Here is a 14137-nt window from a genome sequence, read left to right as displayed (position 1 = left end):
AATATTTATTTCATAAAAATCATCCTGTCTGTTCCAGCAGCCATAACTGTGGCAGACCGTTTTGTACCCAATAGATTTCAGGGGGGAAGGTATATGTCAGCTTTTCTTTCTTTTATTGGTTTTACCTTACTGGTCGCCGGATTGGCTTATTACAAAACGCGAAACAAAAACTTAAGTGATTCCACCGAAGGCTATTTTCTTGGCGGACGTTCCTTGACCGGAATATATATCGGCAGCTCCATGCTACTCATGAATCTGTCTACAGAACACTTGGTCGGTTTGAATGGGCTGGCGTTCAGAACCGGATTTATTGTTATGGCCTGGGAAGTGATTGCGGCTTTATCTATTGTTCTATTTGCTATTTATTTTTTGCCGAAATATCTGAAATTAGGCATTTCGACTATCCCAGAATATCTTGAGCGCCGGTTTGATAAAAACACATTGCTGATCACATCCATCCTATTTTTGGCGATGTATGTGATCTCATTATTACCGATTGTGCTGTATACAGGCGCTATTGCCTTGGACAATCTGTTTCAGGTTTCCCAAGTTTTTCAGGTTGATAAAACCACAGCACTCTGGATTATGGTTTGGGGCGTGGGAGGGTTGGGGGCAATTTACGCAATCTTTGGTGGGATCAAAGCAATTGCAGTTGCCGATACCATTAATGGCGTAGGCTTGATTGTGGGCGGCTTGATGGTAACGGTGTTTGCCCTGTTGTATGTGGGGGATGGCAGTGTATGGAAAGGGTTAACTGATGTCTATCAGACTCACCCAGAGAAATTTAATTCCATCGGCAGTGAAGATTCACTTGTTCCATTCTCGACCCTGTTCACAGGACTACTTATCTCCAACATGTTCTTTTGGTGTACTAACCAATCCATTGTGCAGAAATCATTGGGCGCGAAGAATCTGGCGGAAGGGCAAAAAGGCGTAATGTTATGTGCTTTATTTAAGCTCATTATTCCTTCCATTATTATCTTACCAGGGATAATTGCATTCCATATTTTCAATGGCCAAATAGATAATCCAGATAATGCCTATCCTGCGTTAGTGCAACTGGTATTGCCCAAAGTGCTGGTTGGTTTCTTTGCAGCAGTGGTTGTGGGAGCCGTATTTTCGACATTCAGCGGCGGACTTAACTCTTCCGTAACATTATTTACCGTCAATATTTACAAGCCACGGATCAACCCGAATGCCACTGAAGTACAGGCTGTGACAGTCGGTAAATATTTAGGCATCGGGCTTGCACTGGCAACGATGCTCATTGCCCCACTTGTCGCTAGCGCACCTGATGGCTTGTTCTACTTGATTCAGCAGCTACAAGGGATCTTCGATGCCCCGATCCTCAGTGTCGTTCTGGTTGGGTTGATGACAAAACGGGTTCCCCCGATTGCAGCAAAACTGGGGTTGTTGTTTGGTATGTCGGCTTACATCATTTGTCACTTTATCCTGGACTTCAATATTCACTTCTTCCACCTGGTTGGCATTCTGTTTGTCCTGAATATCATTTTCATGTTGACGATTGGGTATTTTTTCCCTGCCGAATCTTATCAAGAAGTGTATACAGAACAGGTGGATATTACCCCTTGGTCGATGGTTAAACCGGCAGGTTGTCTTATTACACTGATTGTTGTTTCCATGTATGTTTTCCTTGCTGAGAACGTACCAGCTTATGTGATGGCGCTCTACTATGTATTTGCCGCCAGCATATTGGGTTATGTTTTCTACCAGATAGGCAGGGAGTTATTTAAACATCCAGTAGTGGCAAGTACATCAGACAAAACAGGCGCATCGGAGAAATAAAAACTGATTTTCCCTATAACGCGTTCAGCAAAATAGCGTATCCGGTAAGAGGTGAATCAATGGAACAGCATAGAAAGTTGGATGTGATTTGCATGGGACGTATCGCGGTTGATCTGTACGGTCAACAAATTGGTTCCCGTCTGGAAGACATGGCAAGCTTTGCAAAATACTTAGGGGGTTCTTCGGGGAATGTCGCCTATGGAACAGCGCGTCAGGGATTAAAATCCTCAATGCTGGCAAGGGTTGGTGATGAACACATGGGGCGCTTTTTACGTGAAGAATTGGGGCGGGTGGGTTGTGATACCAGCCACCTGATCACCGACAAAGAGCGGCTGACGGCTTTGGTTTTACTCGGCATTAAAGATAACGAAACTTTTCCGCTGATCTTTTACCGTGATAATTGTGCTGATATGGCGATCACCCGAGATGATTTCAGTGAAGACTATATTGCATCTGCCCGTTGTCTGGCGATCACCGGAACTCACCTTTCTCATCCACAAACTCGTGATGCTGTTTTGACTGCACTGACTTACGCCCGCCGCAATGGTGTCAAGACGGTTATTGATATCGATTATCGTCCGGTATTGTGGGGATTGACTTCATTGGGTGACGGTGAAACTCGCTATATCGCTTCAAAGCAAGTGACAGCACAATTGCAGGAAGTGCTCTCCCTATTTGACTTAATTGTGGGAACCGAAGAGGAATTTCATATTGCTGGTGGCTCTACGAATACTGTCGAAGCTTTGCGTCGAATACGGACACTGACGGCTGCAACATTGGTTTGCAAACGTGGAGCATTAGGGTGTTCGGTATTCACTGCCAATATTCCCGATATCTTAGACAAGGGGGTCACTGTACGGGGCGTCAGGGTAGACGTCTTGAACGTTTTGGGGGCTGGTGATGCCTTTATGTCCGGTTTATTGCGTGGCTATCTCAATAACGAAAGTTGGGAACAGGCTTGCACTTATGCCAATGCTTGCGGCGCTTTGGTTGTTTCCCGTCATGGGTGTGCGCCCGCCATGCCAGATAAAACGGAGTTGGATAACTATTTAATGCGAGCAACGGAAGTACGATGCCCAGATTTAGATCCACATCTCAATCACCTGCATCGGGTTAGCCATCGTCATAAACAATGGGATGAACTATGTGTCATGGCATTTGACCATCGTATCCAGTTTGTCGAAATAGCACGCAAGATGAATGCTGGTCTCGAGCGAATTCCGCAGTTGAAAAAACTATTGTTCCGTGCCAGTCAGGAAGTCAGCACAGAAGCCCATTTGGCAGGAAAAGCGGGGATATTATGTGACAGCAGTTTCGGTCAAGATGTACTGAATGCTGCAACAGGGAAAGGGTTATGGATTGGTCGTCCGATTGAACTGCCCGGCTCCCGACCACTTTGCCTCGAACACGGTGATATTGGTTCCCAGCTGGTTAGTTGGCCGCGGGAACATATTGTGAAATGTTTAGTGTTCTTTCATCCAGAAGATAGTCACCCATTGCGTCTGGAACAGGAAAAAACGATACAAGAAGTTTATGCCGCTTGTTGTCAGTCTGGTCATGAATTGTTGCTGGAAGTTATCTTACCAGTCGATATGCCCCATTCTGATGAGCTTTATCTGCGAGCGCTCCAGCGTTTTTACAATCTTGGTATTAAACCGGACTGGTGGAAATTGCCACCGATGCAATCTGCAACCTGGGACCAAATCGCTGCATTAGTTGAACAGCGTGATCCTTATTGCCGTGGGGTTGTGATCCTTGGCCTTGATGCACCGGAAACGATCTTAAAGGCCAGTTTCAATGCAGTGGCGGGTAAATCTATCGTCAAAGGTTTTGCCGTTGGCAGAACGCTGTTCGGGCAGCCGTCACTGCAATGGCTGGCGGGAGAAATAGATGATGAAACGCTTATCCAGAAAATAAAAATTAACTATCACAACCTGATTAACGACTGGCGTCAGCGTGGATAGCTGAATAACAAAGCTAAAGAACATCACTTTTTTCATCTTACAGGAGGAGCCTCATGGTTGTTCAACTTGGCATCAACCCCTTGACCTGGACCAATGATGACTTGCCATCCTTGGGGGCAGAAACACCGTTGGAAGCTTGCCTGACAGAAGGGCGACAAGCAGGGTTTGCAGGTTTTGAGCTGGGCAATAAATTCCCTCGCCAGGCACAGATTTTAGGCCCCATTCTGGCCGCTCATGATTTGAAACTCGTGTCTGGCTGGTATTCCGGCGAACTACTAACACGTAGTGTTGAAGAAGAGATTGCCGCAGTTCAGCCGCATTTGACCCTGTTGCGGGAATTGGGGGCTACTGTGATGGTGTTTGCCGAAGTGACCTATTGCGTGCATGGCAATCAGGATAAGCCAGTGCATCTTCGACCACTGTTTCCGGCAGAGCTTTGGCAGGAATACGGTGAAAAACTAACAGAATTTGCCCGTTATACTCAGTCACAAGGCGTACAGGTTGCGTATCATCATCACATGGGAACGGTGATTGAAAGTGCAGAAGACATCGATAGCCTGATGGAAAATACAGGTGAAGAAGTGGGGTTGTTATTGGATACCGGGCATTTGACCTTTGCGGGGGATGATCCGTTAGCAGTGGCAAGACGTTGGTACTCACGTATTAATCATGTGCATTGCAAAGACATTCGTCCTGACGTGTTAAAAGATGTCAAAAACCGTAAAACCAGTTTTCTTGATGCGGTATTAAGTGGTGTTTTTACCGTACCAGGAGATGGTTGTGTCGATTATCCAGCCATTTTTGCGATCTTGAAAGCGAATAACTATCGCGGTTGGCTGGTGGTTGAAGCAGAACAAGATCCCGCTGTTGCCCATCCACTGACTTATGCCACGCTGGGATATCGCAATTTGCATAAATTTGCCAAAGAAGCGGGATTAATTTAAATGCGGAGATTGGGGGAGGTTAAATGTCTAAACTATTGTCAAAATACCACGCACCAAATCAGAGCAAACGGACGCAACATATTACGCCGGAAACAGCAAATTGGGGATATGTTCATTTTGCAGTTTATGAACTGAATGTAGGGGAAACTATCACCTTACCTGCTTCGGAAAATGAAACGTGTTTGGTGCTGGTGGCAGGAAAAGCCACGGTAGTGACGCCTCAGCAACGGTTTGAAAAAATTGGGGAGCGCATGGAACCATTTGAGCGCAAAAAGCCTTATGCCGTCTATGTCGCACCTCATGAAACGATGGAAATCGTTGCCGAGACTCAACTTGAACTGGCTGTATGTCAGGCGAAAGGAAAAGGCAGTTATTCCACCCGCTTAATCGCCCCACAAGATATTGGGGCTGAACAGCGTGGCAATGGTCATAATCGACGCTATGTTCATAATATCCTGCCAGATGATCAACCGGCGGATAGCCTACTGGTTGTTGAAGTCTATACCGATGAAGGATGCACCAGTTCTTACCCTAGCCACAAGCACGATACTGACAACGAGCCGCAAGAAACTTATTTGGAAGAGACATACTACCATCGCCTGAATCCACCACAGGGTTTTTGTGTCCAGCGAGTCTATACTGATGACCGCTCGTTGGATGAAACAATAGCGGTTTATAACAAGGATGTGGTGATGGTGCCAAAAGGGTATCATCCCGTGGCGACCATCGCGGGTTATGACAGTTATTACTTAAATGTTATGGCTGGCCCGACACGCAAGTGGTTATTTACCTGGGAAAAAGATCATCAATGGGTTAATGGCAAAGAATATGCGGAGAAACATGCTAGCCGTTAGGTATTGCTCCCCATTTGGGGAGCAATATCATAGATGCATTATGCTAAACGCGTTTACAAACTGACTTGAATAACCCATAGGCTAAACTTGCTAGCAATAATGAATTAATTGCTGGAACACCCTATTCTGCCTCCAGACCAATCACGCTGCCGATAACACTGGCAATAATGGCAGCAAAATGCATCGATCAAAGCCATAGAGTTACCGAGCACAGCCCCAAGCATAAATTGATCTAATGCCGTCAACATGCCCATATGCACAATAGCCACGCTTAACAGTGATACACGTTGTGTTTGTGGTATTCGACTCAATGGATAATTTTCAATTTTGACCATTATATTTCGTGATTCCTTTGGCGTTCAGATAAAGAGAATACCTTTCTCAATGAGGCGTTCAGGGATGTAGTTATCCAGATGTAAATGCCTGCAAAATGCCTCAACTTGTTGAAGAGAATGGACATTGGCTTTTTGGTAAATGTTATATATTCTGTTTTCTATGGTTTTGTTACTCACCTTGTATATTTTGGCTATTTCCTTATTTGAAAATCGGTGAAGCATAAAAAAAATGATATCCATCTCGGCTCTGGTAAACAGTTTGGTATCAATTTCTGTAGTCAAAACGCTGGGTTTATGTGGATTGATATATTGTAAAGGGGACAATGTATTTAGAGGATTAGCATTCCATACGATCCAAATACATTTTTTTTCGTTGTTGTATATTGGGTACTTTTCACTAATGCATGGTGTTAAACGGTCTTTACCATACCAATAATGTGTTTCTATAATAGAAACTTTATCTTGAGATTCTTCAGTCATTTTATCATGGTTTATTAGATCTTCGGCCAATTCAGCCCAGTCAGCCGGAAACTCATTATCAAACTTTCCCTCTATATCAGAATTTTTGGGGGTATTAGTGTAGAAGTATGCCGCTTTGTTCATGTAGATATGACGAGAGTTCAAATCTTTAATTCCCCAAGGTTCGCTCAGATGTTCCATCATGGCGATTAATCCCTTTAGATAGGAATCATTATTGTTGTAAGGCAACTTCATTTTTTTATTTCATATTATGGTTGGACACACTGAATTTTTTCGCGAGATAAAAGCGAGTGTACTTGCGGGCGTATCCTCCAAGCTCTCCATAGACTTTGTATCCTAACTTTTCATAAAAACCTCTGGCTTGAAAGCTAAAAGTATCAACATAAGCCATATGGCAGTGTCTTTTTAATGCTTCCTTTTCAGCTTGTAACATGAGTTGTCTTCCAAAACCTTTTTTACGGTGTTTCTCATCCACCCAAAGATATTGAATTTCAAGGCCTCCCCACCAGGTTTTAGCAACGAGACCGGCAATAATTTGGTTATTATCATCAGTGATAGTGAGAAATAGAGATCGGATATCAACATCACTATATTGTTGGTTATGCGCCCAGAGATTTTGAATTACACATGTTTCATCTATATGCCTTTTCATAATTATGAAAAGGCATATAGATGGATCGTTTTTTGAGCTATAGTGGCCAGTCTCTTAATCGAAGATGTCTGATTAAGAAACTGGAACTATTATCGAGCCAATATACGACAAGCTAATGTAACGATAACTTGCAAGGTGTCTTACGCCAGAGGCAGGTAAATATCAGTGACAGCTTCGGCTTCAGTCACAGTAGGGAACAACTTTACTCGTTCAAAAAAGAGCGGGAAATCCCGAACTTCCTGATTGTGTTCCGATAACCAATTTGTATACAAATAATTGACTATGGAGGTGATTCCATCATCTGAACCCGTGTAGCTAATATAAGCACATTTTCCTGATGGGATTGTTTTTAATGTAATTTTTTCGTTCTTAACCTCAAACTTTGGCGAGATCTCTACACACAAATCAAACTGATACTCTTGCGGGTCAATGCTTGCGGGATCTGCATAAACAAAATTAAAAGTTCGGTGACGCTCTGGGGATAACTTATTAGTTATTCTCCACTCTTTGAACTCTCTAATTGTATTGCCAATATTTGATGATGAACCTTTGTGTTCCATAACTGCCACGGTGGTTTCTGGAAAATTGACGATTTTTACTTCAACATGGGATAATTTCTCATTCATCATTTTAGTCCTAATATTATTTATGATTTGGTAGTGCCTGTGCCAGACAGACCAATCAGGTTTTTTTCTGAACTCAATAGGACTTTGACCAACTGAACTTTTGAACGCCCTGGAGAATGCTTCAGGACTTTCATATCCACATGCAAGAGCAATATCTATTACTGAATCATCGTTATACGCCAACTTATAACTCGCTCTTTTCAATCGAATTTGCCTGATATATGCAGCAACGCCGATACCATAAGTTGCAGAAAATAATCTGTGAAAGTGATATTTAGAACAAGCTGCAATGTTACTCAAACTTTCTCCATCCATATGTGTATCGATATGTTCATCAATGTAATGAAGGAGAGCATTCAATCGTTGTTTAATCATCGTCATATATCCAACCTATTTGGGACAAGGAGATGTTATATAGTCTCCTGTAGCAGGACATGATGATTATTGCTGACTTATATTTTTCATGGATGTTCCTGCCAATAAATGGTCTCTCTTCGAGATTTATTTATTGCACCATATTTAGATACAAAACAGGAAAAAATAGAAAACAATCCAATAACAAACATGACCATTTTAAATTAACTTATTGATTTAAAGGTGAATTATTTTTCTGGATTGAAATTAATAATGACTATAGTATTGATAATTATTACCAGTGGTTATCATATTTTTTGGTTATCTTGACTATGAGAAATTTTTTTCCACAGCCATATAGATATCGTTAATCAATTTGGATTAACCATCTTACTAATATGTTTTTTCCAATAAAATGAGAATGGAATCACATGATGGGTGCTACGATTGATAAGGACAATATATCTGCCGATACGTTGTCTTCTGCCCTTGACTGTTGTCGATTATTGTTGCAGTTGATTAAAGGTGAAGCTCAAGAAACGCCTGCTTTATCTTCTGATCGCAAGCTGAAATTTGCAGTCAAAGACTACGGTAAAATACATAATGTTGATATGGCATTATGCCGTTTAAAATTCCATAAGCTAACACCAAAGCAGTTACCTTTGGCCTTTCGAGACAAACAGGGAGGATTTGTTGTATTAGTACGCCTCTCTCCTGATCAGGCTTTGATCCAGTCTCCTTATTCCGCTTCACCTGAAGTACTTCCTATTGATGAGCTTGAAGCCAGATGGAGTTGCGAAGTGATCCAGCTGCGGGAAGGTTGCCACAGGTTCGATGTTTCCTGGTTTATTCCTGCCTTTATTCATCACCGCCACCTCCTCGGTGAAGTACTGATTTTCTCCCTGATGCTGCAACTACTTGCTCTTGTGGTGCCTTTGCTTTTCCAGGTAGTGATGGACAAAGTGTTGGTACACAGGGCATTGTCCACCCTGGATGTGCTGGTGATAGTGCTAATAGTGGTAGGAGTGTTCGAGGTGATACTTCGAGGATTACGTGAATACTTGTTCGCTCATACCGCTAACCGCATCGATATTGCCTTGGGCGTTAAACTATTCCGGCATTTGCTGGGTTTGCCTCTGCTCTACTTTAAGCACCGCCAGGTAGGATCTATCATCACTCGGGTGCAAGAGCTTGACAGTATTCGTGACTTTTTGACTGGCTTTATGCTGACCTTGTGTGTGGATGTTGCATTCACCTTTGTCTTCTTCGGGGTAATGGCCTGGCTGTCATTGCCTCTGACTTGCGTAGTGTTGGCGTTATTACCTCTCTATTTCTTGTTGGCCTGGTTGAGTTCAAAACCGCTGCAACAACGGATTGAACAGCAGTTCCAGACTGCGGCCTGCAATACCTCCTTTTTGAACGAATCCGTTAGCGGTGTCGAAACCATCAAAAGTCTGGCGGTGGATCCCAATATGCAGCGGCGTTGGGAATCCCAGACCGCAAATATGGTTGAAGCCAGTTTTCGTACTCAGGTTCTTAATAGCTTCGTCAGCCACGGAGTGATGTTGCTACAGAAGGTAACGAGTGTCGGGATTATCTGGTTAGGGGCGAATATGGTTATTGCTCTGGAACTCACCATTGGTCAGCTAATCGCGTTCAATATGATGGTGTCACACATCAGCCAACCTATCGCTAAGTTGATCGACCTGTGGCAGCAGTTTGTCCTGACCAGAGTCGCTGTTGACAAACTTGGCGACATACTCAACCTGCCTGTTGAACAGGTACAGGGAGATATTTATCCTCAGAAGCCGCTCAACGGTGATTTACAGCTGCGTAATTTGGTGTTCCGTTATCAACCCGATCAAGAGCCTGTACTGAAAAGGATAACTCTGCATATCAGGGCTGGCGAGTCTTTGGGAATAGTCGGTCCTTCCGGCTCAGGAAAAAGTACTCTGGCCCGCTTGCTACAAAGACTTTATGCTCCAGATGGAGGAGAGATCTTGCTCGATGGCATTCCTCTACATCAACTCAATCCCACCTGCCTGCGTAGCCAGATCGGGGTTGTGTTGCAGGAGAATTACCTGTTCAACCGTAGTGTACGCCATAACATTGCACTCAAGGATCCCACCGCTTCGTTGGAGGAAGTGATAGCTGCGGCCAAATTAGCAGGTGCTCATGATTTTGTCCTCCAGTTGCCTCTGGGTTATGACACCGTGCTGGCTGAAGCGGGTAGCTCTCTGTCCGGGGGGCAGCGCCAACGCATTGCTATCGCTCGGGCGTTGATGGCTAACCCCAGTATCCTGATTTTCGACGAGGCGACAAGCGCCCTTGATGATGAGTCTCAAGCCTTAATCCAGGCCAATATGGCTGAGATTTCCCAGGGACGCACCGTTATCACCATTGCTCACCGCTTGTCTACGGTGCGTGATTGTGACCGCATAATCACTTTAGAACAGGGCCAGATCACTGAATCAGGCAGCCATCACCAGTTGCTGGCTAAGGGAGGTTGCTACGCCAGACTGTGGCAGTTGCAACAGGAATTACGCAAGGAGGTGGTGTGATGTCATTCAGGCACCTGAAAACCGCATTTTTGGCCTGGCGTCAAGAACGTTGTGTACCCAAGGCACCGAAGCGTACCCGTGACGAGTATGAGTTTCAACCCGGTTATCTGGAGATCGTCGAACGCCCTCCAGCACCTTGGGCAAGGTTCACTGCGGCGGCCCTGACGCTGTTACTTCTGATAGCCTTGATCTGGTCAATTGTGGGTCGTCTGGATATCCATGCTAATGCTATGGGAAAATTACTTGTGTCCAGCAATTCGAAGGTAATTCAGCCCCTTGAGGTCGGTGAAATTGCAGAGATATTGGTCCGCGACGGCCAGAAAGTAAAAGCGGGAGATGTACTTATTAAACTCAACACCATAGGCGTTGAAGCTGAATTGAAGGAGTTGCAGGAGCAACTTAACTTCAAACAGTTGGAGCAGGCGAGGTTACAGGCCCTGCTGACCGATGCCCCTATCGAAAATTTTGTGGTTCCGCAAAATACCCCGCCAGCACAGGCAATGCAAGCGAGAGAGCATCTGGCCAGTACCTGGAAAGAAGTGGTTGCCAATCTAAATAGTCTGGATGGCGAAATGAAGGTTAACCAAGCGAACCAGTACGCCCGTCGTGCCGACATCTCCGCGTTGGAGCATCTTGCAGCCAATATCAAGGTACGCCTTGAAGCGCACCGGATTCTGGCCACCAAAAAGCTGCTATCAAAAGTTGAACTATTGGGGCAAGAGAGAGAAAGACTGGAAGTAGAACGTTCCCTTTCTCAACAACATGCCGAATTGGCTGTCCTTGAAGAGCAATATCAGGGATTGCAGGAAAGCCGCAAACGCTACTTGGCGAAGATAAACCGTGAATATTATGACCAGTTGAATGAAGCGCAGGCTGCAATTGCTGTTATGGCACAGCAGTTAATTAAAACCCGTGAGAGGCTGCGATTGTATACCCTGCGGGCGCCGGTTGATGGAGTGGTGCAGCAATTGACGATCCACACGCTGGGGGGCGTAGTGCAATCGGCCCAACAACTGATGGTGATCGTACCTGATGATACTCTCTTTGAAGCCGAAGTGATGGTGTTGAACAAGGATGTGGGGTTTGTGCACGCAGGTCAGCCGGTGGAAATTAAGGTCGATGCTTTCCCTTATACCCGTTATGGCACTGTACGGGGCAAGGTGGCTCATATCTCTAAGGATGCAGTTAAGGATGAGCAACTGGGGCTGGTATTCCCGGCACGGGTTCGAATGGAACGAACCGCTATTGCAGTAGATGAGCGTGAAGTCCCATTACAAGCAGGTATGAGTGTTACCGTCGAAATCCGTACCGGGGATAGACGGGTGATCGACTACCTGATCAGTCCGCTGCAACAGTACCAGTCCGAAGCATTGAAGGAACGATAATGCCAACTATCGAATCTACCCTATTAGAGCCATTTAGCGGAGACGAGTCTACAATTGTAGACAGTGGTCTTTTGGCTCTGGCCTACGCCGTCCGCCATTTCAATGTGGCAGTGGAGCCAAAGTTATTGAGTCACCGTCTCGGACGTACCCAAGGGAGCACAGACTACCAAGACCTTTGCCGTTGCGCCCAGTGGATCGGGTTGAGGGCACGCTATATCACCACAGATATGAGCCGTCTTGAACATCTTCCCCTGCCTGTCTTATTGGATACAGAACAGGGTTGGTTAGTACTGGAAAGGGTTGAAGGTGAGTTTGTTGTCTTGTATCAGCCAAACCTGGGTAAAGAGAAACATTATCCCCGGACTATTCTCGTCGACCATTGGCAAGGCAGGGTTGTGTTACTGGCGGAGGCGGTCGAGCAACCGAAACGACAGAAATTCGGCTTTAGCTGGTTTATACCTTCCATTCGTAAACATGCCGCCCAGTTTAGAAACGTGCTCCTCGTGTCTTTGATGTTACAGTTGATTGCCTTAGTCACCCCCATGTTGTTCGAGAATGTGATCGATAGGGTTCTGGTCAGTCGCAGCCTGTCAAGTTTACAGGTGCTAGGATTTGCCATGCTTATCCTGGCCGTGTGCGAGCCTGTTTATAGTTTTCTCCGCTCCTGGCTGTTCGCTAACCTTGCCAGTAAAGTCAATTCTGAGCTTTCCAGTCGTCTCTATCAGCATTTAATCACCCTGCCAATGGATTATTTCCGGCAGCGTCAAACGGGAGAAATCATCGCCAGAGTGCGCGAAATGAGCCAGATACAACAGTTTCTTACCGGTTCGGCACTGACGATGGTACTGGATTTGGTCTTTGTCGGCTTGTTTGTGGCAGTGATGTTCTTCTATGCCCCTGAGCTAACATGGCTGGTGCTCGGCTCTCTGGTGCTCTATTTCCTATTCTGGATGGTAGTTGGACCTGTGCTGCGTACCAGGGTATTACGGGAATATGAATTAAGGGCTGACAACACGGCTTTCCTGATCGAATCAGTTACCGGCATTGAAACGATTAAGACCAGCGCTACTGAGGCGGGTTTCTCGCGCCGTTGGGAGCGCCAGCTATCTGCGTTTGTCCGTGCCTCATTTCGCGCCAAAGTAGTAGGACTCCTCGCCGGGCAGGGGATAGGGCTGATCCAGAAACTGACCTCCGCCCTGCTACTGTGGTGGGGGGCCATTATGGTGATGGAGGGAAAACTCAGTCTGGGGGAATTGATAGCCTTTAATATGCTTTCGGAGCATGTTACTCAACCGATCCTGCGGTTAGCTCAGGTCTGGCAGGACTTTCAACACACTTTAATCTCGCTAAATCGGCTTGGAGACATCCTTGATGAGGAGGGAGAAAGCGGTAGCGGAAGTCTGGCTTCAATCCCCAGATTACAAGGTGGAGTGAGCTTCAGAGGTGTGCGCTTTCGCTACAATGAGGAAGGTCAGGAAGTATTACGTAACCTCAATATCGAAATGAGTCCCGGTGAATTTGTTGGTATTACAGGGCCATCAGGTTCGGGTAAATCCACCCTGACGCGGTTGTTACAGCGCCTTTATATTCCCCAGCACGGACAAGTATTAGTGGATGGGATCGACCTGGCGATTGCAGATCCGGCGGAGCTGCGGCGCAACATGAGTGTTGTACCACAAGAGAGTTTACTGTTTTCAGGTTCAGTCGCAGAAAACATCCGCCAATGTCGGCCGCAAGCCAGTGATGCTGAAGTGATTCAGGTAGCAACTTTGGCTGGAGCAGACGAATTTATTCGCAGTCTGCCACAAGGATACAACACCCAGGTTGGTGAGAAGGGAGTGCTCTTGTCTGGTGGACAGCGTCAGCGCATTGCTCTGGCCAGGGCCTTGCTAACTAATCCAGGCATTCTGCTGCTGGATGAGGCCACAAGTGCCTTGGATTATGAATCGGAAGCGGCGGTGATAGCTAACTTGCAGCACATTGCTCAAGGTCGCACTGTGATCAGTGTTGCTCATCGCCTCAATACCTTGCGCCATGCTGATCGGATTTTGGTACTCGATCAGGGGCAAGTCGTTGAGCAGGGTAGCCACGAGCAGTTGCTCGCCTTAGACGGGCTATATGCCCGGCTGTGGGCCTTGCAGATGAAAGAAAAAGTAACCCCGTAAAGATCATCAGT

At 45.7% G+C, this 14137-nt stretch carries 10 protein-coding genes and 1 pseudogene; 7 read left to right on the top strand and 4 right to left on the bottom strand.

Features of this window, described 5'->3' with window-relative positions; all coding sequences use genetic code 11:
- Positions 1 to 93 precede the first annotated feature (93 nt).
- From ACSJJG_RS15005 to iolB, 4 genes are read left to right on the top strand one after another with little or no spacing between them, the layout of a single operon-like run.
- On the top strand, positions 94 to 1806 hold the full coding sequence (locus ACSJJG_RS15005) for a solute:sodium symporter family transporter (protein WP_481089788.1): 1713 nt from the start codon (positions 94 to 96) through the stop codon (positions 1804 to 1806).
- Between the two features lie 59 nt (positions 1807 to 1865).
- Positions 1866 to 3770 carry a bifunctional 5-dehydro-2-deoxygluconokinase/5-dehydro-2-deoxyphosphogluconate aldolase gene (locus ACSJJG_RS15000; protein ID WP_481089787.1) on the top strand — a complete coding sequence of 635 codons (1905 nt, stop codon included), beginning with the start codon at positions 1866 to 1868 and terminating at the stop codon, positions 3768 to 3770.
- 53 nt (positions 3771 to 3823) lie between these two features.
- The gene (gene iolE, locus ACSJJG_RS14995) at positions 3824 to 4714 is read left to right on the top strand and encodes a myo-inosose-2 dehydratase (protein WP_481089786.1); all 891 of its coding nucleotides are present in this window, start codon (positions 3824 to 3826) and stop codon (positions 4712 to 4714) included.
- Between the two features lie 23 nt (positions 4715 to 4737).
- Positions 4738 to 5568: a 5-deoxy-glucuronate isomerase gene (gene iolB, locus ACSJJG_RS14990; protein ID WP_481089785.1), complete on the top strand. Its 831-nt coding sequence runs from the start codon at positions 4738 to 4740 to the stop codon at positions 5566 to 5568.
- 176 nt (positions 5569 to 5744) lie between these two features.
- Here the strand turns inward: iolB and ACSJJG_RS14985 are convergent.
- The 4 genes and pseudogenes from ACSJJG_RS14985 to ACSJJG_RS14970 form a co-directional block, all read right to left on the bottom strand.
- A pseudogene (locus tag ACSJJG_RS14985) lies at positions 5745 to 5903 on the bottom strand (cytosine permease); the annotation flags it as partial.
- A gap of 24 nt (positions 5904 to 5927) precedes the next feature.
- The gene (locus tag ACSJJG_RS14980; protein ID WP_481089784.1) at positions 5928 to 6617 is read right to left on the bottom strand and encodes a helix-turn-helix transcriptional regulator; all 690 of its coding nucleotides are present in this window, start codon (positions 6615 to 6617) and stop codon (positions 5928 to 5930) included.
- A gap of 4 nt (positions 6618 to 6621) precedes the next feature.
- Positions 6622 to 7035, bottom strand: a complete 414-nt coding sequence (locus ACSJJG_RS14975) for a GNAT family N-acetyltransferase (protein ID WP_481089783.1) — start codon at positions 7033 to 7035, stop codon at positions 6622 to 6624.
- Between the two features lie 140 nt (positions 7036 to 7175).
- A complete protein-coding gene (locus tag ACSJJG_RS14970) occupies positions 7176 to 8042 on the bottom strand; it encodes an AraC family transcriptional regulator (protein WP_481089782.1) in 867 nt (288 codons plus the stop codon).
- A 404-nt stretch (positions 8043 to 8446) separates the two neighbouring features.
- Here ACSJJG_RS14970 and ACSJJG_RS14965 point away from each other — a divergent pair, with 404 nt between their 5' ends.
- From ACSJJG_RS14965 to ACSJJG_RS14955, 3 genes are read left to right on the top strand one after another with little or no spacing between them, the layout of a single operon-like run.
- Positions 8447 to 10576 carry a type I secretion system permease/ATPase gene (locus ACSJJG_RS14965; RefSeq protein ID WP_481089781.1) on the top strand — a complete coding sequence of 710 codons (2130 nt, stop codon included), beginning with the start codon at positions 8447 to 8449 and terminating at the stop codon, positions 10574 to 10576.
- On the top strand, positions 10576 to 11961 hold the full coding sequence (locus tag ACSJJG_RS14960; RefSeq protein ID WP_481089780.1) for an HlyD family type I secretion periplasmic adaptor subunit: 1386 nt from the start codon (positions 10576 to 10578) through the stop codon (positions 11959 to 11961). The genes ACSJJG_RS14965 and ACSJJG_RS14960 overlap by 1 nt, the downstream gene beginning before the upstream one ends.
- Positions 11961 to 14126: a type I secretion system permease/ATPase gene (locus ACSJJG_RS14955; protein WP_481089779.1), complete on the top strand. Its 2166-nt coding sequence runs from the start codon at positions 11961 to 11963 to the stop codon at positions 14124 to 14126. The genes ACSJJG_RS14960 and ACSJJG_RS14955 overlap by 1 nt, the downstream gene beginning before the upstream one ends.
- Positions 14127 to 14137 lie beyond the last annotated feature (11 nt).

The sequence above is a fragment of the Xenorhabdus sp. SGI 60 genome, from assembly GCF_056632175.1.
This window is presented reverse-complemented; position numbering and strand designations above follow the sequence as displayed.